The organism is Mycobacterium paraintracellulare, assembly GCF_000276825.1.
Lineage (GTDB): Bacteria > Actinomycetota > Actinomycetes > Mycobacteriales > Mycobacteriaceae > Mycobacterium > Mycobacterium intracellulare.
The window spans coordinates 786,800-806,399 of sequence record NC_016948.1; the positions used below are offsets into that span (position 1 = coordinate 786,800).

Consider the following 19,600-nt stretch of genomic DNA (forward strand, 5'->3'; position numbering starts at 1 on the left):
ACCCCGCGTTGACGACCACCGCGCCCTATGGAAATGTAATGCTCATCTGCGAGAGGCACGTTCTCACTAGCCGAGATTCAAGGAGCAGGAGATGACGAAGGAATTCTCCGAGTTGGACTTCTTCCGCGGCAGCGAGCTCATCGCGGACCCGTACCCCTACTACGAGGCGCTGCGCCAGCGGTGCCCCGTCACGCGGGAAAGCCATCACGACGTCACGATGATCACCGGCTGGGACGAGGCGTGCGCGGTGCTCAACGACGCCGAGACGTGGTCGTCGTGCATCTCCGTGACCGGGCCGTTCCCCGGCTTTCCGGTGCCGCTCGAGGGCGACGACGTCACCGAGCTCATCGAGCGGCACCGCGACGAACTGCCCTTCAGCGACCAGCTGCCCACGCTCGACCCGCCGACCCACACCAACCACCGCTCCCTGCTGATGCGGCTGATCACCCCCAAGCGCCTCAAGGAGAACGAGGACGCGATGTGGGCGCTGGCCGACCAGGCGCTCGACGAGTTCCTGGCGCCCGGTCACGGCGAATGGATCAAGGGCTTCGCCGGCCCCTTCACGCTGTTGGTGATCGCCGACCTGCTGGGCGTGCCCATGGAAGACCGCGACAAATTCGTCAAGGGCATCCGCGAGCACTCGGGTGGCGGCGTCGGCGGCACCGGCAAGGAATCGCTGGCCCACAGCCCGCTGGAATTCCTCTACGGCCTGTTCTCCGACTACGTGCGGGACCGTCGCCGCGAGCCCCGCGACGACGTGCTGACCGGCCTGGCGACCGCCACCTTCCCCGACGGCTCGATCCCCGAGGTCGAGGACGTGGCGCGCGTGGCGGCCAACGTCTTCTCGGCGGGCCAGGAGACCACCGTGCGGCTGCTCGGTGCCGCGCTGCAGACGCTGGGGGAGCGGCCCGACGTCCAGGCGCAGTTGCGCAAGGACCGCAGCCTGATCCCCAACTTCATCGAAGAGTCCCTGCGCCACGAGAGCCCGGTCAAGGGCGACTTCCGGATGAACCGGGTGCCGGCCAATGTCGGTGGGGTCGACCTGCCCGCGGGTAGCACCGTGATGATCGTGCAGGCGGCCGCCAACCGCGACCCGCGTCGCTTCGAGGACCCCGCCACGTTCGACCCGGCCCGCAAGAACGCCCGACAGCACATCTCCTTCGGCCGCGGAATTCACAGCTGCCCGGGCGCGCCGCTGGCGCGGGCCGAAACGCGGGTGGCGCTCGAGCGGCTGCTCGACCGCACGACCGACATCAGGATCAACGAGGACAAGCACGGCCCGGCGAATAACCGTCGCTACCAATATGTTCCGACGTATATCCTGCGCGGTCTGACCGAACTGCACCTGGAGTTCACGCTCGCATGAAGGTCTGGGTGGACGATCAGCGGTGCCGCGGTCATGGGATGTGCTTGACGCTGTGTCCCGACGTGTTCAGCCTGACCGACGACGGCTACGCCGAAGCGATAGATTCCGACGTCCCAACGGAATTGGAGGCCGACGCCCGGGAAGCCATCCAGTGTTGTCCCGAGCAGGCGATCAGCGAGAAGTAACTAATCCACAGGCAGGCAAGGAGATTCGGCGTGGCAAAAGGTTATGTCATCCTGACCGAGGCGATCAAGGATCCGGAGGGCATGAAGGCGTACGCCCAGGCGGCCGGATCGGCGATGAGCGGGGCCACCATTCTCGCGGTGGACACCGCGCCCAAAGTCATTGAGGGTGACTGGCACGGCGACCAGACCGTCGTCCTGGAATTCGAATCGGTGGATGCCGCCCGGGCCTGGTACGAATCCGAGGGCTACCAAAAGGCAGCGAAGCTGCGCCAGCAGGCCGCCGACTGCAACGCGGTCATCCTCTCCGGATTCTGATCGCTACTCACCGACGATGGAGATTGCCTGCCGAGGGCATTGACGGACGGCCTCGCGCACGTCCGCCTCGTTCTCCGGGGTGACTTCCTCTTGGTGGACGGTCAGCATGTCGTCGTCGCCGAGCTCGAAGATGTCCGGGTTGATGCCCATGCAGACACCGTTGCTCTCGCAGAGTCCCCAGTCGACTTCGATCTTCTTCGTCATCGTGGCCCCCTTTTAACGAAGCACCTTGACGGGCACGTTCTTCCAGCCCGCCACGTTTTGCATGGTCACCCGTTTGCACCCGGCCAAGTCGACCTCGTAGCGCGGCATGAAGTCGAGCAGCCGCTCCAGCGCGATCCTGCTCTCCAGGCGGGCCAACGCGGCGCCCAGGCAACTGTGGATGCCGTACCCGAGTCCGAGGTGCTGCGCCTCGGTGTGATCGCGCTCGATGTCGAACGTGTCGGCGTTGGTGAAGGCATCCGGGTCGCGGTTGGCCGCGGCTCCGCACAGGAACACGGGTTTGCCCGCCGGAATGACGCCGCCGCTGACGTGGGCCTCTTTGAGGGTGTAGCGGACGTTGTATTGCACCGGCCCCTCGTAGCGCAGGAGTTCTTCGACCGCCCCGGGGATCTTGTCGCGGTCCTCCTGCAGCTTCTGCCACTGGTCGGGGTGATTGGCGAAGATCACCGCGGCGTTGCCCATCAGTTTGGTGACGGTCTCCGCGCCCGCGCCGCCCAGAAGGGTTGCGAACCCGCAGATCTCGATGTCGTCGAGCTTGCGCAGCTGCCCGCCTTCGCCGGGAATCTCGGCGGCGATCAGCCGGCTGATCATGTCGTCCTGCGGCTCCTGGCGCCGTTCCTGGACCAGGCTGAAGTAGTACATCGCCGTGTCGATGTTGGCCTGCACGCCGGCCTCGCTGACCTCGATCTGGCCCGGCTCGTGGTGCAGGCTGGTGTCGATCCAGTGCCGGACCTGCTGGCGGTATTCCTCGGGCACACCGGCCATCCGGGTGATGACCTCCACCGGGAACGGCCCGGAGAAGTCCTGCACGACGTCGAAGTTGTCGGGGTCGACCGCGCCCAGATACTTGTCGATCACCTCGATGATCGTCTCGCGCTGCGATTGGATCGCCCGGGGGGTGAACGCCTTGTTGAGCAGGCTGCGCATGTGGCGGTGCTCTGGTGGGTCCATGAAGATGATCGACTTCTGCTCGGGGGCAATGCCCCGCCGCACCATCGCCAGGTCGCAGCCGCGTGCCGACGAGTACGTCTCGAAGTCTTTGAACGCGGCCGCCACGTCTTCATGGCGGGTCAACGCGTAGAAGTCCTCTTTTTCGTCGTAATACAGGGGCGCGTCCTCGCGCATCCGCCGGTAGATGTCGTACGGGTTGTTGAAGTAGTCCTCGGAGTATGGATCGAAGACGACTTTCGCTTTTGTCACTGAATCCTCCTCAGCGGCGAGGTCGGGCTGAAACCTTTACAGCGGAGTCCCCGACTGTAACGCTAACGGTAATACCTTCGTGACGAACCGGAAAGACCAAAACGCTGGCATCTCAAACCATCTTCGCGGTGTCGATCGCCGTGATGACGTCATCCAGCGCGCCCAGGTCGCTGCCCAGTTCCGCCGCGACATCGCGCACCACGGCCACGTCCTTGCCGACGAAGTCGCCGGTTACCTCGATGAACTCCGCGACGGACCCGCCCGCCGCGACGAGGTCCAGCACGCGACTGGTCGCGCTGCCATGGCCCAGGGCGCTCAGCAACGTCGATTCGGGCACGCCGAGGCGTTCGCCCAGCCGGATGGCCTCCGCGAGCAGCCCGATCTGTGCGGCGAAGAGGGCGTTGTTGACCAGCTTCACCTTCTGGCCGGCGCCGGCGGGCCCGACGTGCAGGACCGGATCGCCGTAGCAACCCAGCAGCGGTCGTACCCGGTCCACCGCTGGCTCGGCCCCGCCCACGAACAGGGTGAGCCGGCCGGTCGCGATGTCGTGCGGGCCACCGCTGACCGCGGCGTCGACGACGTCGACGTGATCGGCGCGCGCGGCGATGGCCTCGATGGTGTTGGGGCTGACGGTGGTGTGCACCACCAGCGTCGATCCCGACGGCATGGCCGGTAGCAATCCGCCGTCCAGGCACACGCGGCGCACCTGTTCGTCGGTGAACACGCAGAGCACCACCACGTCGGCGTGCGCGCCGACGTCGGCGGCCTCCGCGACGACGCGCGCGCCCAGTTGCTCGAGCTCGCGGCGCTTTTCGGCGGTGCGGCCCAGGGCGTGGACGTCGTGACCGGCCGCGACCAGACGACCGACCATGGGGCCACCCATCCGCCCCGCGCCGACGAATCCGACCCTCAACGGGGGTGCTCCATCAGCGTCAGTGCCGCATCGGCCGCCGCGAGCACGGCGCCGCCGTCGGCCCCGGCCTGGTCGGCAAGGTCGACGACCAGCCGGACGTCCTTCTGCAGCAGCCCCCCGGCGACACCGGCCAGCCGATCCAGCCCGCCGATGCCGCCAAGAGCATTGAGCGCAAAGCTGTTTCCACTGCTGCGGGAGACGACCTCGGTGAGACGCTCCGGGGTGACACCCAGCGCGTCCGCCAGCGACAAGGCCGTCGCCGCCGTGGCGAGGTTGGCGGTGAACAGCAAGTTGTTGAGCAGCTTGGTGGTCTGCCCCGAACCCAGCTCGCCCAGATGAACCACCGGATCGGCATAGGTTTCGAAGACCGGGCGGCAGCGCTCGACGGCCTCGGTGTCACCGCCGGCCATCACCAGCAGGCGGCCTTCCGCCGCCGCTCCGCCGCCCCCGCTCACCGGCGCATCGACGATCGAAACACCGACCGCCCCAGCCCGCTTCGCCAGTTCTCGGCACGTCTCGGGGTGCACCGTGCTGTGCACCGCGATGATGCCGCCCGGCTTCATCGCCGAGAGCAATCCGCCTTCGCCGCCGGTGAGTTCGTCGATGTCGGCGTCGCCGACGACACAGAGGCAGACCAGGTCACTGGCCGCGGCGAGTTCGGCCGGCGAACCGGCGATCTGGGCCGGGGTGTCGGCGAACGCCTCGAGCGTCGCGGGCCGGCGCGCCCACAGCGTGGTGGCGTAGCCGCCCTCGGCGATGCGCCGCGCCATGGGCCCGCCCTGACTGCCCAACCCGATGAACCCGACGCGCATCAACCGGCCTCCAAATCGGCTTCGTCATCGGCCGACCGTGACACCTCAGTCACGTTCGGGCCCGACGGTGACTGTGCTGTCACGTTCGGCGAGTCGGACGAATCCGACCGGGCCCTCACGCATTCGTCCGCGAACGCCAGAACCGTGGCGTGGTAAGCGGGCGCCGTGTGCCCGAGGCTGATGTTGTGTCCCGCATCGGGTTGCCGATGAACGCTGAACCGCGGTGTCGTGGAGAACAGCTCCGCAATCTCGTCCATCGCCGAAGTGTCGTTCTGCCACACCTTTTCGTGCTCGGCGATGCTGAACCGCACCGGCACGCGTATGGCGGGGGCGAGCGCCGGGAAATCCTGGCGCGCCCAGTTCGACACCATCTGGTCCTCGTAGGACGGGGCGCTCGGGGAGACCGTCGCGCCGTTGAGAACCTCGGGCGGATAAAGGCTTTCGGGCTGCCACAACAGGTCACGCAGTCCCGCGGGACGACGTTCGCGCGTCGCCGTCTTCAGGATGTCGCGGGCCGCGGGGTGATAGTGCCGGCCGGTCCCGGCCAATTCGATCCCGAGCAGATCCGCGCCGCGCCCGTCGGCCGCCATCCGCATGACGAGTTCGCAGCCGCCCGAATGGCCCATCAGAAACAGCCCGGCGCCGCGCGGCTTCTGCGCGAGGATGCGATCCACCGCCCCGTACGCGAGGTCGACTCGTTGCTCGGGCCGCGCCATCGCCTCCGGATAGGGGGCCGAGCTGCCATAGCCGGGCCGGTCGAGCGCGACGACGGTGAATCCCGCTGCGGCGCCGCTGCGTAACAGTGAGGACGACGGGTGGCCGGGGCAATCGAAGTAGACGGCGGTGGTGCCGCCGCCGTGGATGGCCACGATCACGGCCTTCGGGTCGGCGGCTTCGGCGACAATGGCCGACATCGGCACCCCGTCGACGATGACGAGTCGAGGGCGGGGCTGGGCACTCATGCGCCGCTCCTCCTCATCGCTTCGCTCTGCATCGTCGCCGGCGGGCACTCATGCGCCGCTCCTCCTCGTCGCTTCGCTCTGCATCGTCGCCGGCGGTGCCCATCGCGCCGCTCCTCCTCATCGCTTCGCTTTGCATCGTCGCCGGCGGTGCCCATCGCGCCGCTCCTCCTCATCGCTTCGCTTTGCATCGTCGCCGGCGGTGCCCATCGCGCCGCTCCTCCTCATCGCTTCGCTCTGCATCGTCGCCGGCGCGGCGGGACTCACCGGTCCGCTCGCAGCAGGATCACGCCGCTGGGAGTGAGGCCGCCGCTGCTGACGACGCCGACGCGGGCATCGGCGACCTGCCGGTCACCACCTTCCCCGCGCAGCTGGGTGACGGCCTCATGCAGCAGACCCATGCCGTGGGTGCGGCCGTGCGAAAGCTGGCCGCCGTGCGTGTTGAGCGGAAGCTGGCCGTCGCGGGCGATGTTCTTGCCGCCGTCCAGGAATTCCTTGGCCTCACCGATCCCGCAGAATCCGAGCGCCTCGATCCAGGACAGGCAGTTCATGGTGAACCCGTCATACAGCTCGGCCACGTCCACGTCGGCGGGACGCAGCGAGGTCCGCGTCCAGACGTGCGCCGCCTGGCCCAATACCTGCGGTTCGTGCGTGAGAGTGCTTTGGTCCCAGTCGATTCGCTCGACGATCTGGGTTCCCACGGCCTCCACGAGCACGGGCGGCTTGGCCAGGTCGCGGGCGGCGTCGGCGGCGGAGACGATGACGGCGATCGCGCCGTCGCACGGCACGTCGCAGTCGTAGAGGCCGAAGGGAGTAGTGATCGGCCGCGCGTCGAGGTAGTCCTCCATCGTGATCGGGGAGCGGTAGATCGCGGTCGGGTTGAGTTCGGCGTTGGCTCGCTGGTTCAACGCGATCCAGCCCAGCGTCTCCTTGGTGGTGCCGTAACGCTGAAAATGCCGCTGCGCGTTCATCGCCAGGGTGTGTGCCGCAGAGGTCGCGCCGAATGGCATCTGCCAGCCCGACATTCGGCCCATGGACGGGGCGATCTTGCCCTGCTTCATCAGCTCACCGTGGGTGGCTTCCCACAGCGTCCGGAAGCACAGCACGTGACGCGCCAACCCGCACGCGACGGCGAGCATCGCGGCGATCACCGAGCCACCCGGGCCGAACGTCTCCATGGCGCCGTTGTGCCATGTCGGCCGGATGCCCAACGCGGCCTCCAGGGCGGTGACGCCGCCCTCCCCGAAGCCGCCGACGTTGATCGCGCCGGGGTAGGTGGACAGGCCGTCGATGTCGGCGAACGTCAGGCCGGCGTCGGCGATCGCCGCCTCACAGGCCTGCACGGTCAGCGCCAGCGGCGGCTGCATCAGCCGACGCCCGATGGGCGACATGCCGATTCCGGTGAGCGCGACCTTGTCTTCGAACTTCTCCGTGGTGAGCATGGGCCGGACGTATTCGCCGAAGCGCTCGGGCGCGATCTCGTCGACCGGCAGCCGGCCGGGCTCGGCGCCGGAGACGGGCCGGAACAGCGGAAACCACACGTCCTCGGCCTGCTCGAACACGACCTCGACCTGTTGGCCGAGTTCGAGCTCGTCGGGATCGCATTCCACAATGTTGGTGGTCAGCCGAACCCGGGGGTCTTCATCGATCGCGACCTGGGCGATCACGTACGGCGCCGGCAAGCCGGGCAGGCTGAACCGGCGGTTGATGGTGAATCCCGCGAGGGTCGCCCTGCCCGAGACGGCCCGGACCCCGACATCCAATGAGCGGCAGTACCGGCATACCGGCGCGGGCGGATGGATCAGCGATTCGCAGCTCTTGCATTCCTGCAGCCGTAGCTTTCCGTCGGCACCCGAGGTCCAGAAGAACTCGTTCTCGGGCGTGACCAGGGGCAATGGTCGGCCGGGTGCTGCTGACACGTCACCTCCGGTGCGTCGCACGACCAATTCGGTAGGGCCGTTATACGAATCGGAGAATCACGTTATCACTTGCGCGCAGGCACGATCTAGACCGCACGTATCGCACCGGTGCCGTCAGTACGGGACCCAGGTGCCGGTGAAATAGGTACCCCATTGGTGAAAGCCGGCATTCCACATCGGTTCGTTCGGTGACCACCATGGCCGCGGCGGAGGCGGCGGTGGCACGTCCTGCGCCGCAAACTCCGGCGCGTAGTCCGGCGGAGCGGTGTACCAGTCCGGCAGTGGCGGCGGCGGTTTGCACTCTTCGGTCGTCCGATTCCACGACATGTTGCGATCGCACTCCGCGGAGGCGATCGCCGGAGTCGCGATCACCCCGACCGCCATCGCCGCGACGGCGAGCGCGATGCCGGTGGTCAAACGACGAACAAACCACTGCATGGTGGGCCTCCTGTTGGGGCCTTTCCGACGTTGGCGGGTTTCAGCTTATTGCGTCGGGCGCTATGCTCCAAGCGCGATATCAAGTACTTAACATTCGGAGGCCTGGTTGCTCGTAGCGGAGAAGATCCTGATCACCGGGGCGACGGGCAAGATCGCGTTTCCCATCGCGCGCGCCCTGGTGGCAGCGGGAAACGAGGTGTGGGGCGCCGCGCGCCTGAAAGATGCGACGGCGCGGGGAAAACTCGTCGAGGCCGGCATCAAACCCGTCGCGCTGGACGTCGGCGCCGGCGAGTTCTCCGGTCTCCCCGAGGATTTCAGCTACGTCTTTCACGCGGCAGTCGACCCCGGCGCGGACGACTGGGGCCGCTGCGTCGAAACCAATGCGCAGATGTCGGGCGAATTGCTGTATCACTGCCGCGCCGCCAAGGGATTCGTGTTGTGCTCGACCGGCTCGATTTACGCGTACCAGGGACAGCGCCCATTGACCGAGGCCGACCCGCCTGGGGTGCCGCTGCGCGCCAACTACAGCTTCTCCAAGGTTGCGGCAGAGGCGGTCTGCACGTGGATCGCCAGGCATTTTCGCATTCCGCTGACCATCATCCGGATCTGTTCGACGTACGGGCCGCAGGGCGGTGCGCCCGCCGACCGCCTCGATGCGATGCTGGCGGGCAAGCCCATTCGACTGCATCCCGACAAGCCGAACAACTACAACCCGATCTATGAGGACGACTACGTGGAACTCGGCATCCGCGCCATGGAAGTGGCCGCGACGCCGCCGGTCGTGGTGAACTGGGCCGGCAGTGAAACGGTCAGCGTCGAGGATTACTGCACGTTCATGGGTGAGCTGATCGGTGTAGAGCCCACCTTCGAATACACGCCCGACGCGCACACGCCGCTGTGGCCGGACGTCACCCACATGCACGAGGTGCTCGGCCGCACGAAGGTGCCGTGGCGCGAGGGCTTCCGCCGCATGATTGCAGCCCGTCATCCCGAAATAGCGCTGCCCCAGCACGATTCGACGCGAGGGTGAGGACGAATGCGATGCATCTACCCGGCACACCCTCGGACGAGGTCCCCGAGGTCCTCGCCACCGGCGACGGCGGGATCACCACCCTGTTCGTGTCCATGGCCACGCGCCACCCCGAGGGCAAGGACGCCGAATACCTGCGCTGGCACACCCTCGACCACCGCCCCGAACAACACCGGCTGGCCGCGGTGCGCGCCTCGTTGCGCCTGGTGTCCACGCCGGCCTGCCGCACCGCACGCGCGCTCACCGAGGGGCCGTTGAACGCGGTCGACCACGTGATGACCTACTTCTTCACCGACGTCGCCGGACTGCACGATTTCAACGAATTGTCCACCGCGCTCGGCAACGCCGGCCGCAAGCTTGCCTTGCTGCCACCCGTGGAGCGCGGCGTGTACGACGTGCAGCACAAGGCGGCGGCGCCCGGGATCAAGGCCGGGTCGGACGTCCTGCCATGGTTGCCCGCGCGGGGCGTGTACCTGTTGGTCGAACGCGGGTCGGCATCGCCGGACCCGCTGCTCGAAGTCGACGGTGTGACCGGTGTCTGGTCCGCACTATCGCGCCGGGTCGACGCCAAACTGGCCAGCGCTCAGGGCAATCAGTCGATCACGTACTGCTTCCTGGCTGACGACCCGGTCGACACCGCGGAGCGGATGCGACCGGTGCTGACCGACCGCTGGGCCGATCACCGCGTCGAACCCTTGTTCGCCGCACCGTTTTTCGCGGTGGTGCCCTATGAATGGGATCGATATGTCCCGTAGACGGCGAGAGTCGAGGGTCGCGTGCGCATCGGCTTGATGGTTGGCTCCGACAAGGAGCGCGCGCGGGCGGACCGGCTGGCCGGGCTGATCGACGACGGGACGGGCGCCGAAAGCGCCGGCTTCGCCGCGTTCTGGATTCCCCAGGTTCCCGGCTACCTCGACGCGATGACCGCCGTGACGCTCATCGGGCAGGCGACCGATCGCATCGAGATCGGGACCGCGGTCGTGCCGATCCAGACGCGCCACCCGATGATCATGGCGCAGCAAGCCTTGACGACGCAGATCGCGTGCGGCGGGCGGTTCACGCTCGGCATCGGTCCGTCGCATCATTGGATCGTCAACGGTCAACTGGGGCTGGCCTACGACCGCCCGGCGCGCCTGATGGGCGACTACCTCGACGTGCTGAACGCGTCCTTCGCGGGACCGGGCAGCGTCGACGTCGACAACGAAAGCTATTGCGTCCATTCGCCGGTGGATGTCACGGACGCCTACGGCGTGCCCATCTTGTTGTCGGCGCTGGGACCGGCGATGCTGCGGCTCGCGGGCGAGCGGGCCGGCGGCACCATCTTGTGGATGGCCGACGAGCGCGCGATCGCGGACCACGTCGTCCCGCGCATCACCTCGGCGGCGACCGGGGCCGGGCGGCAGGCGCCACGAATCGTCGCCGGTGTTCCTGTCGCCCTGTGCTCGGCCAACGAGGTCGGCGATGCCCGCGCCTACGCCAGCGAGGTGCTCGGACACGCGGATTTCTCGCCGAACTACGTGCGGCTGCTGGAACACGGCGACGCCGAGGACGTCGGCGACACCATGGCGGCCGGCGATGAACGGGCCATCCTCGCCCGGTTGTCCCGCTACCGTGACGCGGGCGTGACCGACCTGGCGGCGCGAATTGTGCCGCTGGGCAAGGATGTTGGCGAGCGGGCCGACTCGCGGCGCCGGACCCAGGACTTCCTGTCGTCGCTGTGTCCGGAGTTGTGATCAGCGCGCCGGCAGGCCGAGGACCCGCTGGGCGATGATGTTGCGCTGAATCTCCGACGTGCCACCGGCGATGGTGCCCGCGTAGCTGCTGATGTAGCGGGCGAACCAGCCGGCGGTGAAAAGGTCGGGGGCGTAAGGGTTGTACTGGGCCGTCAGCCCCTTGGCGCGCAACCCGTCGGCGCCGGCCGCGTCCAGCGCGTGCCGCAGCGCGCTCTGCTCGGCCTCCGAACCGAAGACCTTCAGCACCGACAAGGCGGCGACGTCGACGTCGCCGCGGGCCGCGCGCCCCAGCGCCGCCGAACCGAGCAGCCGCAGCGCGTAGTAGTCCATCACAATGGTGGCGTAGTGGTCTGCGTTCAACTCGTCGGCCGGCCGGTAGTCCTCGAGCAGTTGCTCGAGCCGGTTCGCGAACGCCATCCACATCAGGGTGCGTTCGTGGCCGAGCGACCCGTTGGCCACCCGCCATCCGCCGTTGAGCGGGCCGACCAGGTTGTCCGCGGGCACCCGGACGTCGTTGAAGAACACCTCGTTGAAGTCCAGCTCGTCGGGGTCATAGACCGAGGCGAAGGGGCGGCGCTGAACCCCGGGGGTTTCGGTGGGGATGAGCAGGGCGCTGATCCCCTTGTGCCGCGGCGCATCTGGGTCGGTGCGAACGAAGGTCAGGATGACGTCGGCGTCATGGGCGCCCGACGTCCATACCTTCTGCCCGTTGACCACGAAGTGATCGCCCACCAACTCGGCCTTCGTCCGCAACCCGGCCAGGTCGGAGCCGGCGCCGGGTTCACTCATTCCCAGTGAGGCGGTCTTGTCGGCCCGCAGAATCGGGACGGCCCAGCGCTGCTTTTGCTCCTCGGTCCCGAAGGACAGCAGCGACGCGGCGATAATGCCGACGCCTTGGGGGTTGAAGCAGTGATAGATCCGGCGCCGCGAGAGTTCTTCGCGGTGCACGAACTGCTGCAGGATGTTGGCGTTGCGGCCGCCGAATTCGGGTGGGTTTCCGGGCAGCAGCCACCCGTGGTCGAACTGGAGCCGCTGCCAGCGGCGCGACCACTCGGGCACATGCGAGGTCGACGAGGGGCGCTCCGCGGCCTGGGCCTCCACCGGCAGATGTTCGTCGAGAAAGGCGACGAATTCCGCGCGGAAGGTTTCAACGTCGGCGTCAAAGGTGAGTTGCATGGTCGCTAAAATTCAGGCCCGCAGAAGTTCAACGGGTGAATCCCCATTCGGCTTCGTTCTCTTCGGTTTTGAGGTTTTCCGCCGGATCCTCCGCATCGGCGAGTGGCGGCTGGGGGGCGCGAGCGGTGCGCTGACCGATTTCGGTGATCGCGTGCACGGGGCAGTCCAGCAGCGCCCGCATGACCGCATCGCGGTCCGCTTCGGCGACCGTGCCATCGCCGATCAGGGATGCATACCCCCAGTCGTCCAGCGAGAAGTATCCTGGCGCGTGTTTGGCGCAGATGCCGAAGCCGTCGCAAATGGTGCGGTCCAGACGGATTTTCATGCGTGCCTCACAGCTTCCGCCTCGTAGGGGCGCTCGGCGTGGAACGCGCCGCGGGCGCAGTCCGGGCACGCGCCATCGACGTGCGCGCCGACTTCGTCCGGGAACTGATCGAGCAGGCTGGCGGCCACGTTGGTGGCGGCATCCAGGGTCGCGCAGGCCCCGCGCCCGCGCAGCACCACCGACCAGCGTCGCAGCCGCTCGACGTCCTCTGGGGTTGCGGCGCCGTCACGTAGGGCACCGGCCGCCGCGGCCATCGCCGCCGTCCCGTTGAAGCACGAGCCGCACTGTCCGGCGTTCTCGCGGTCGAAATAGGCCAGCACCGACGCCGCCACGGCGACGGGGCAGTCGTCCGTGATGACCGAGATCGCGCCGCAGCCCAGCCCGCTGCCGACCCGTCGCATCGTCTCGTGGTCCAGCGTCGTCTCCAGCACAGAGCGGTTGAGCAGGCCGGCGAAGTAGCCGCCCATCAATGCGCCGCGCACTTGGTCGGCCGGAACGCCGTGCAGGGCAAGCAATTCGGTGAACGGCAGGCCGTGGGGAAGCTCGTAGAGGACCGGCGGTCGCCCGGCCCCGGTGATGGTGGCCAGGAAGGTACCCGGCGACAGCGGCGTGCCCTGCGCGCGGAACGCCGCCGAGCCATGCCGCTGCAGGTAAGGCAGGTTGGCCAAGGTCTCGACGTTGCTCACCAAGGTCGGCCGGTCGTCGACGCCCGCCTCGAATGGGCGGGGCGGCTTGTCCGTTGGCTTGGCCGGGCCGCCGTTGATCGCGCGGACGGCCGCGGTCTCCTCGCCGGCCACGTAGCCGGCCGGCACGGCCAGCATGGTGATCGGCACGCCGAGCGTGTCGGGGCCCAGTTCGCCCAGCGCGGTCTCGACGCTGTGCGCCGACTCCGCGTCCGACACATAGAGGTAGGCGCGGTCGGCGGCAACAATCGTTGCGGCCAACCGCAGCCCGTCCAAGACCAGGTGCGGACGGTTGCGCAGCAGCCAGCGGTCCTTGATCGACGCCGGTTCTCCCTCTTCGCCGTTCGCGACCACGACGGGGCCCCCGGTGTCCACCATCAGGCGCCCGTTCTCGCGCACCGTCCGCAGTTTCACCGCAAGCGGGAACGCCGCGCCGCCCCGGCCCACCAGTCCGCCGGCCTCCACCTCGCCCAGCAACGCATCGGTGTCGGTCAGCGGGTGATAGCCGCCGGCCTGCCGATAGGCGGCCAGGTCTTCCCGGCCGCCCTGCTCGGACAGCAGCCGCGGCGAGCACCCGGCGGGGACGGCGGTGGTGGTTGCGGACTGGGTGGTGTTCAAAGCTGGCCTGCCATCGTCTTAGTTAGGCTTGCACACATGCGAACTGCCGTGGTGCGTGTCAACGTCGACCCGGAAAGCGGGCTCACACCCGCACAACTACGTGTCGGCATGGCAGCTCTCCACGAGCTCGCGACCGCGGTGGGCGCCGACGTGGTCAAAAACGACCTCGCCACGATGCCGGTGCGCCGCCGCGAGGTCGAATTGCTCATCGCGGCCGAAGACAGCGCCGCCGCGCAGAACACCGCAATCAATGTGTGCGCCAAAGCTTTCGGCACGACCCCGCGCCCGGGCGTGATCACCTTCGTCAGCCGGGGGACCAACGACGACGCACACGGGGTGCTGTCCGCCTTCGGGCTGACCGGTGACATCGAGCGAACCCCGGGCGACGACGGCTTCGACATCGTGCACGTGACGCTTCGGGAGAAAGACCTCGAACGGATTCCGGAAAGCCGTGTGCACACGGCGCTGGAGGCGTCGCTCAATTGCGAGGTCCACATTCGCACCCGGTAGGAACCACAAAAGACGACGTAGGGACATTACGAGCCCAGGAATTCCAGGATCGCGGGCGCCGCCTGCACCCACGTGTCGAACATGTTGAAATGCTGCACCCTGCCGGCGGCGCGGTCTTCGGACGCGCGCTCCCAGGCGTCCTCGGGCCAGGGCGGATCAATGAGCTTTGACCCCTTGATCAAGCAACTGACCTCCAGCGACGTCCGCTTGGGGTGATCCATGTCGTTCTCGCCGCCGCGAATGATCAAGGTGGGGACCTTGATCCGGTCGAACATCTCATCCTCGACGCCGGGAATCGTCTGCCCCGGCTTGGAAACGAACGCGTTGAGCCAGCGCAGCATCACCTTGAGGAATTCGTCTTTGTCGACGTCGAGGAATCGCTGCTTGTTGTCCGGGTTCTCCTCGATGCGCTCCCGCCATTCCTGCACCTTCACCACGCCGTCCATGCCGGTGCCGCGCACCGCGAGGATGCTGGGAACGATGTAGAAGGAACCGAGCACGAAGGTGCCGTAGATGCCGCCGACGATGTTCCACACCACGAGCTTGGTGACCATCTCGGGGTAGAGCATCGTGGTGAGCATCGAATCCCTCGCCCCGCCAGAGCCTCCGGCGAGAATGCAGCGCTCGAAGCCCAGGCCGGTCACCAGCTTGTGCAGCGTCTCGGCGCGCATATGGGACTCGCTCTGCCCGTAGAACTGCACGTCCGAGGCGCCGCAGTTGGGGCGGTCCCACAGCAGCACCCGATAGCCGCCCGCGGCCAGCGCGTCGGCCAGTGGGCGCAGGCCGGGGATCTCCTTGCTGAACCGGCCGCCCGGCGTCAGGGCAATGAGATCGCCCGAGTCACCGAGGATTTCGTAGACGACATTTCCCCCGTTGATCTCGATAGAAGGCACCCGATTCTCCTGTTGTTAGGCCTGTACCAAAACGTCTTTGCCGACGACGCGCACCGGATAGGTGCGGATGCTCCACTCCGGCTTGACCGCGGTGGTGCCGGTCGCCAGCTCGAAACCCCATTGGTGCCACGGGCAGTAGATGTATTCCAGGTCGCGCACCATGACCGAGTCACCGGGCGCGGTCTCGTCGACGATCGTGCGTCCTCGGGCACGTCCCGAACACAGCGGCCCGCCTTGGTGGGGGCAGTAATTCGCGATGGCGTAGAAGGTGCCGTTGACGTTGTAGACACCGACACCATGACGTCCGATCGGCACCAGTTTGTGTGTGCCCGGCGGGATTTCGTCCACGGTGGCGACTACATGTTCGCGGCCCTGGGCGAGACGGGGCTCGGGGCGCCTGGTGGTTGCCCCTTCCTCTTGGGTCGTCAATTCAGAGCACCCGGGTCTGACCCTCGAGAACCGGAACGGTCTCGGGCAGGTGGTAAGTCGCGATGCCGTTCTTGTACATCACCGCGTCCCGCGCGTGCTTGGGCAGGTGCTTGACCAGCCAGCGCGGGTCGTCGAACGTCCAGTGCGGGTAGTCCGAGGAGAAGAGCAGGATCTTCTCGCACTCCATCCACTCCAGCGCGCGGGTCAGCTCGGTCTTGTCCTCGGGGTAGTCCAGCGGTTGGGTGGTGAACTTGATGTGGTCCTTGACGTATTCCGAGGGCTTGCGCTTGATGTCCACCCACGACTTGCGGGCGTCGTAGATCGCATCCATGCGCCACATCAACGGCAGGATCCAGCTGAACGCGTGCTCGACGAACACGATCCGCAGCGTCGGGAACCGATCGAAGACGCCGTCGAAGATCAGGCTCATCACCTGGTTGGCGGCCAGGAGCGAGTAGGTCACCATGAAATCGTGGTTGTAGCTGGGGTACCCCACCGGCGGCATCGGCAGCTCGTCGAAGTGGCTGCGCGACAGGTGACAACTCACCGTGATGTCGTGCTTGGTTGCGGCCGCCCAGATCGGGTCGTACTTGGGATGGCCCCATGACGGCCGCGGCTCGGCCTTGATCAGGATCTGCGCCATGTACGGGTGTCCGGCCCAGCGCTCGATCTCGCGCACCGACTCTTCCGGCTCCTCGATGGCCAGGCAGATCGAACCGCGCCAGCGCTCGTGCCAGTTGTTGTGGCTGTCCAGCCAGTGATTGGCCTGCCAGTCGTTGAGCGCGGCCGACATCGCGTGTTGCGCTTCGGGAATGCGCGCCGGGTACGCCGCCGGTTCCAGGATCGCGATGTCGGAGCCGGCCTCCATGATCAGCTGGCGAAACGCCAAGTCCGGGTCGCTGCAAGGGAACTCGCCGTTGGCGGGGAAGGAGTCCACCCGCATCGCATACGAGTGCGCGTAGTCCGGGGCGTCGTAGTAGATCTGCTCACCCACGTTGCGGGTGAGGAAGTACTTACTGCGCCAGGGCTCGGGGATGTACGGGAGGAGCTCTCCGCGCTTGGGTGCCGGGTGGACGTCCGAGTCGACGCACCGGACGGCGATGCGCTCGGCAGCGGGAAGCCGCTCCTGAGAATGGGTCAAACTCATCTGAAACTCCTCGTCTTTCTCGGTCCGCCCGCGTCCACTTCTACTGTGCGCCCACCCCGGCGGGAATGTCTATGCCGTAGAGCTGCGCGGCGTTTCGCCAGCACAACTTCTCGCGCTGCTCGGCGGACAGGGCGCGGGGCAGCTTCGTGATATCGCCGCACTGCCAGTGCGGATAGCTGGAGCCGAACATCACCATGTCGTCCTTGCCGGTGAAGCCGAACCATTCGCCGGCGAACTCGACGTCGCCGGGGCCGTCGAGGCTGCCCTGGACGAAATACACGTGGCCGGGCAGATAATCGCTGGGGATCCGCGGGGACCACGGCGTCTGCTCCAGGTGCGGCCGGCCGAAGGTGTCCATCCGCCAGATGAACGGCGTCACGAAGTCGGCGGCGCCGTCGCCCCACACGAACTTGAGGCCGTCGAACCGCTCGAAGACCCCCTCGGCGATCATGTTCATCAGGTGATACAGGTAGTTCAGCGCCATGAAGCTGACGTACTGCTCGTAGGTTCGGGTGTTCCCTGATGGCGTCGGCGCAAACGCGATGCCCGACCCCACCTCGATGTGCGCGGCGACGGGCAGGCCGGCGTCGACCGCGGCTTCCCAGATCGGCCAGAACTGCGGTTTGCCATACAGCTCGCGGGACTGCAGCGGGACGCCGATCTGAACCACGCGCGGATGGGAACGCCATCTCTCGATCTCCCGCAACGCGCCGGGGATGTCGTCGGGGTTCACCCGGATGGTGCCGCGGAACCGCTCGCCGAACTCGCTGGACTCGAGCCAGTTCGACACCATCATTTCGTTGTGCGCGGCGTGCAGCGCGCTGCCCAGATGCCGGTCCGGCATGATGCCACGGCCCATCGGATGCAGGACCGCCACGTCGACCCCGCGCTTCGTAAAGAGTTCGGCGGCAACGAAATCCGGATCCGACCCGGGGTACTGCCGGTCCGGCCCCTCGGTGTTGGGCGCGTACTCCCCGCCGGGGGCGCCGTACCAGTCCATCTCGTAATCGGGGAAGCCGCGACTCTTGAACGGCTCCCGCAGGGTCTTCCGCAGCGCCTTGTTGGACGGGAAGAAGATGTGCACGCTCGCGTCGATCAGCGGTGTGCTTGTCCCGTCAGCGTGTGTGATCACGAGAGCCACCCTTCGGCTCCGGCGGCCAACAACGAGCCGTGCGAGGTCATGTGAATAGCCAATCTAACATTTTGCTGAGCGCTCAATCAATAGGTTTTCGGTAAGCGTTCCGTTTAGTCGTTATAGCTGGTAGCGGGCATTTTGCGGGTTACTGAGCAAGTGTCGTTCTTCATTACGGATAATACCATTCTCCGGGTTGTCCAGGGATACGATCCGCGTGGCCCGCGCCGCGCGCACTCCTCACAAACTTGCTGTGGCCCCCGCGCGAGCTAGGCCGGGGACGGGCCCACCGTGACGCCGGCGGCCCTCTCGAGCGGTTTGATCACCGTCGTGAAATCGGAATCGGGCCCCTCGTCGCGGGCGACGGCCTCCCACAGCCGGGCGGTCGCCTCCGCGACCTCGGCGGGCACGCCGAGCGCCTTGGCCTCGTCGAGGTAAAGATGCACATCCTTGACCATCAGGCCGGTGGCAAAGCCGTAGTCGAAGGTGCGCGGCAGGATCGCGCGGGGAAACTTGTCGCGGCTCGCGCTCGTCGCGCCCGACCCCGCGTTGAGCACCTCGATCATCACGCCCGGGTCGAGCCCGGCCTTGACCCCCATGACGACCACTTCGGCCGTCGCGGCCAAGACGTTGGCCGCCAGGATGTTGTTGGCCAGCTTCATCGTCTGCGCCGAACCGGGGGTGTCCCCGACATACACGGGCCGGCCGAGGGCGTCGAGCACCGTTCGGATGGCCTCGAATTCGCCGCCGGGCCCGGACACCATGAGCGCCAGCGTCCCCTTCTCCGCGCCGCCCACACCTCCGCTGACCGGGCTGTCGATCCGCGCGATGTTCCGTTCGGCGAGCAGGCCGTGGATCCGCATCGCCATTTGGCTACCGACCGTGGACAAGTCGACGTAGCGCTTGATCCGTTCGCCCTCGATCACGCCCGCCGGGCCGGTGGCCACCTCCAGCGACACCCCGGGTGTGGGCAGGCTGGCCAGCACCGTGTCGGCGCGATCGGCGACCTCGTGGGGTGACGACGCCGGGCGTGCCCCCAGCGCCACGACGCGCGCGAGTGCGGTGCTGCGCGTGTCGAAGGCGACGACGTCGTGCTTTTCCTGAATGAGGCGGCAGGCCATGGGAAAGCCCATGTTTCCCAACCCGATGAAGCCGATCTCCATGATGCGCCCCTAGTCCCGGTCCAGCTCGGCGAACGCCTCGCGGGCGATGCGAAAGCTGTCGACCGCGGCCGGCACGCCGCCGTAGATGGCCACCTGCAGAAAGATCTCGCGAATCTCCTCGCGGGTGACACCGTTGGTCAGCGCCGCCTTGACGTGCATCCGCAATTCGTTGGGCCGATTGAGCACTGCGATCATCGCGAGGTTGAGCATGCTGCGGGTCTTGCGCGGCAGTTCGTCGCGACCCCACACGGCGCCCCAGCAGTACTCGGTGACGAGATCCTGCAGGGGCCCGGTGAAGTCGTCCGCTCCGGCCAGCGCGCGCTCGACGTAGTCCGCCCCCAGTACCTCGGAGCGGATTTGCAGCCCCCGCTCATAGGTTTCGCGATCCAATGTCTTCCTCCTCCACTCCGGGTGCGGCGGCCGCGGTGGTTG

General features: G+C 67.3%; 23 protein-coding genes. 7 read left to right on the forward strand and 16 right to left on the reverse strand.

The genetic code is table 11. From position 1 onward, the window contains the following. The first annotated feature begins 91 nt into the window (after positions 1–91). The 3 genes from OCQ_RS03930 (at position 92) to OCQ_RS03940 (ending at position 1,866) form a co-directional block, all read left to right on the forward strand. Positions 92–1,366, forward strand: coding sequence for a cytochrome P450 (locus OCQ_RS03930; RefSeq protein ID WP_014379176.1), 1,275 nt, complete (start codon positions 92–94; stop codon positions 1,364–1,366). Then, a complete protein-coding gene (locus OCQ_RS03935) occupies positions 1,363–1,551 on the forward strand; it encodes a ferredoxin (RefSeq protein WP_008253680.1) in 189 nt (62 codons plus the stop codon). The genes OCQ_RS03930 and OCQ_RS03935 overlap by 4 nt, the downstream gene beginning before the upstream one ends. Before the next feature lie 81 nt (positions 1,552–1,632). Beyond that, complete coding sequence (locus tag OCQ_RS03940; protein WP_230487555.1) at positions 1,633–1,866, forward strand: DUF1330 domain-containing protein; 234 nt, start codon at positions 1,633–1,635, stop codon at positions 1,864–1,866. A 3-nt stretch (positions 1,867–1,869) separates the two neighbouring features. Here OCQ_RS03940 and OCQ_RS03945 read toward each other — a convergent pair whose 3' ends face one another. The 7 genes from OCQ_RS03945 to OCQ_RS03975 form a co-directional block, all read right to left on the reverse strand. After that, positions 1,870–2,070, reverse strand: a complete 201-nt coding sequence (locus OCQ_RS03945) for a ferredoxin (protein WP_007777398.1) — start codon at positions 2,068–2,070, stop codon at positions 1,870–1,872. Between the two features lie 12 nt (positions 2,071–2,082). Further along, positions 2,083–3,288 carry a cytochrome P450 gene (locus OCQ_RS03950; RefSeq protein WP_009952165.1) on the reverse strand — a complete coding sequence of 402 codons (1,206 nt, stop codon included), beginning with the start codon at positions 3,286–3,288 and terminating at the stop codon, positions 2,083–2,085. A 112-nt stretch (positions 3,289–3,400) separates the two neighbouring features. Continuing rightward, on the reverse strand, positions 3,401–4,159 hold the full coding sequence (locus OCQ_RS03955; protein WP_014941304.1) for an NAD(P)-dependent oxidoreductase: 759 nt from the start codon (positions 4,157–4,159) through the stop codon (positions 3,401–3,403). Between the two features lie 38 nt (positions 4,160–4,197). Next, positions 4,198–5,013: an NAD(P)-dependent oxidoreductase gene (locus OCQ_RS03960; RefSeq protein ID WP_009952161.1), complete on the reverse strand. Its 816-nt coding sequence runs from the start codon at positions 5,011–5,013 to the stop codon at positions 4,198–4,200. After that, the gene (locus OCQ_RS03965) at positions 5,013–5,975 is read right to left on the reverse strand and encodes an alpha/beta hydrolase (RefSeq protein WP_014383852.1); all 963 of its coding nucleotides are present in this window, start codon (positions 5,973–5,975) and stop codon (positions 5,013–5,015) included. Before OCQ_RS03965 ends, OCQ_RS03960 begins: the two co-directional genes overlap by 1 nt. A gap of 260 nt (positions 5,976–6,235) precedes the next feature. Further along, positions 6,236–7,891, reverse strand: coding sequence for a thiolase C-terminal domain-containing protein (locus OCQ_RS03970; protein ID WP_041784801.1), 1,656 nt, complete (start codon positions 7,889–7,891; stop codon positions 6,236–6,238). Positions 7,892–8,005: 114 nt separating this feature from the next. After that, positions 8,006–8,329, reverse strand: a complete 324-nt coding sequence (locus tag OCQ_RS03975; RefSeq protein ID WP_014383854.1) for a hypothetical protein — start codon at positions 8,327–8,329, stop codon at positions 8,006–8,008. Between the two features lie 106 nt (positions 8,330–8,435). Between OCQ_RS03975 and OCQ_RS03980 the strand changes: the two genes are divergently transcribed. The 3 genes from OCQ_RS03980 to OCQ_RS03990 are packed head-to-tail and all read left to right on the forward strand — an operon-like array spanning position 8,436 to position 11,092. Further along, entirely contained in the window at positions 8,436–9,359 is a 924-nt protein-coding gene (locus OCQ_RS03980; protein WP_014383855.1) for an NAD-dependent epimerase/dehydratase family protein, read from the forward strand. 11 nt (positions 9,360–9,370) lie between these two features. Next, on the forward strand, positions 9,371–10,114 hold the full coding sequence (locus OCQ_RS03985; protein ID WP_014383856.1) for a hypothetical protein: 744 nt from the start codon (positions 9,371–9,373) through the stop codon (positions 10,112–10,114). 21 nt (positions 10,115–10,135) lie between these two features. Continuing rightward, positions 10,136–11,092 (forward strand): LLM class F420-dependent oxidoreductase, encoded by a 957-nt coding sequence (locus OCQ_RS03990; RefSeq protein ID WP_009952155.1) that lies wholly within the window; start codon positions 10,136–10,138, stop codon positions 11,090–11,092. On the opposite strand, the gene OCQ_RS03995 is transcribed toward OCQ_RS03990, so the two are convergent. From OCQ_RS03995 to OCQ_RS04005, 3 genes are read right to left on the reverse strand one after another with little or no spacing between them, the layout of a single operon-like run. After that, positions 11,093–12,268 (reverse strand): acyl-CoA dehydrogenase family protein, encoded by a 1,176-nt coding sequence (locus OCQ_RS03995; protein WP_014383857.1) that lies wholly within the window; start codon positions 12,266–12,268, stop codon positions 11,093–11,095. Between the two features lie 28 nt (positions 12,269–12,296). Continuing rightward, positions 12,297–12,593, reverse strand: coding sequence for a ferredoxin (locus OCQ_RS04000; protein WP_008253702.1), 297 nt, complete (start codon positions 12,591–12,593; stop codon positions 12,297–12,299). Next, the gene (locus OCQ_RS04005; RefSeq protein WP_014383858.1) at positions 12,590–13,894 is read right to left on the reverse strand and encodes an NADH-ubiquinone oxidoreductase-F iron-sulfur binding region domain-containing protein; all 1,305 of its coding nucleotides are present in this window, start codon (positions 13,892–13,894) and stop codon (positions 12,590–12,592) included. The genes OCQ_RS04000 and OCQ_RS04005 overlap by 4 nt, the downstream gene beginning before the upstream one ends. 36 nt (positions 13,895–13,930) lie before the next feature. Here OCQ_RS04005 and OCQ_RS04010 point away from each other — a divergent pair, with 36 nt between their 5' ends. Then, on the forward strand, positions 13,931–14,404 hold the full coding sequence (locus OCQ_RS04010; protein WP_009952151.1) for a hypothetical protein: 474 nt from the start codon (positions 13,931–13,933) through the stop codon (positions 14,402–14,404). A gap of 26 nt (positions 14,405–14,430) precedes the next feature. Here the strand turns inward: OCQ_RS04010 and OCQ_RS04015 are convergent, their stop codons facing one another. The 6 genes from OCQ_RS04015 to OCQ_RS04040 form a co-directional block, all read right to left on the reverse strand. After that, entirely contained in the window at positions 14,431–15,297 is an 867-nt protein-coding gene (locus tag OCQ_RS04015; RefSeq protein ID WP_014383859.1) for an alpha/beta fold hydrolase, read from the reverse strand. A gap of 15 nt (positions 15,298–15,312) precedes the next feature. After that, entirely contained in the window at positions 15,313–15,726 is a 414-nt protein-coding gene (locus OCQ_RS04020; protein WP_026071476.1) for a Rieske (2Fe-2S) protein, read from the reverse strand. Between the two features lies 1 nt (position 15,727). Further along, positions 15,728–16,873: an amidohydrolase family protein gene (locus tag OCQ_RS04025; RefSeq protein WP_009952148.1), complete on the reverse strand. Its 1,146-nt coding sequence runs from the start codon at positions 16,871–16,873 to the stop codon at positions 15,728–15,730. Positions 16,874–16,913: 40 nt separating this feature from the next. Beyond that, positions 16,914–18,005, reverse strand: coding sequence for an amidohydrolase family protein (locus OCQ_RS04030; protein ID WP_014379185.1), 1,092 nt, complete (start codon positions 18,003–18,005; stop codon positions 16,914–16,916). Between the two features lie 269 nt (positions 18,006–18,274). Further along, positions 18,275–19,168 (reverse strand): NAD(P)-dependent oxidoreductase, encoded by an 894-nt coding sequence (locus tag OCQ_RS04035; protein ID WP_014383860.1) that lies wholly within the window; start codon positions 19,166–19,168, stop codon positions 18,275–18,277. 9 nt (positions 19,169–19,177) lie between these two features. Next, a complete protein-coding gene (locus tag OCQ_RS04040) occupies positions 19,178–19,558 on the reverse strand; it encodes a carboxymuconolactone decarboxylase family protein (RefSeq protein ID WP_009952143.1) in 381 nt (126 codons plus the stop codon). Positions 19,559–19,600: the final 42 nt, after the last annotated feature.

Bases quoted from the DNA above. Each gene is read 5' to 3' on its own strand.
- OCQ_RS03930 (WP_014379176.1), top strand. From the start codon at position 92: ATGACGAAGGAATTCTCCGAGTTGGACTTCTTCCGCGGCAGCGAGCTC.
- OCQ_RS03935 (WP_008253680.1), top strand. From the start codon at position 1,363: ATGAAGGTCTGGGTGGACGATCAGCGGTGCCGCGGTCATGGGATGTGC.
- OCQ_RS03940 (WP_230487555.1), top strand. From the start codon at position 1,633: ATGAAGGCGTACGCCCAGGCGGCCGGATCGGCGATGAGCGGGGCCACC.
- OCQ_RS03945 (WP_007777398.1), bottom strand. From the start codon at position 2,070: ATGACGAAGAAGATCGAAGTCGACTGGGGACTCTGCGAGAGCAACGGT.
- OCQ_RS03955 (WP_014941304.1), bottom strand. From the start codon at position 4,159: ATGGTCGGTCGTCTGGTCGCGGCCGGTCACGACGTCCACGCCCTGGGC.
- OCQ_RS03960 (WP_009952161.1), bottom strand. From the start codon at position 5,013: ATGCGCGTCGGGTTCATCGGGTTGGGCAGTCAGGGCGGGCCCATGGCG.
- OCQ_RS03965 (WP_014383852.1), bottom strand. From the start codon at position 5,975: ATGAGTGCCCAGCCCCGCCCTCGACTCGTCATCGTCGACGGGGTGCCG.
- OCQ_RS03975 (WP_014383854.1), bottom strand. From the start codon at position 8,329: ATGCAGTGGTTTGTTCGTCGTTTGACCACCGGCATCGCGCTCGCCGTC.
- OCQ_RS03985 (WP_014383856.1), top strand. From the start codon at position 9,371: ATGCATCTACCCGGCACACCCTCGGACGAGGTCCCCGAGGTCCTCGCC.
- OCQ_RS03995 (WP_014383857.1), bottom strand. From the start codon at position 12,268: ATGCAACTCACCTTTGACGCCGACGTTGAAACCTTCCGCGCGGAATTC.
- OCQ_RS04000 (WP_008253702.1), bottom strand. From the start codon at position 12,593: ATGAAAATCCGTCTGGACCGCACCATTTGCGACGGCTTCGGCATCTGC.
- OCQ_RS04010 (WP_009952151.1), top strand. From the start codon at position 13,931: ATGCGAACTGCCGTGGTGCGTGTCAACGTCGACCCGGAAAGCGGGCTC.
- OCQ_RS04025 (WP_009952148.1), bottom strand. From the start codon at position 16,873: ATGAGTTTGACCCATTCTCAGGAGCGGCTTCCCGCTGCCGAGCGCATC.
- OCQ_RS04035 (WP_014383860.1), bottom strand. From the start codon at position 19,168: ATGGAGATCGGCTTCATCGGGTTGGGAAACATGGGCTTTCCCATGGCC.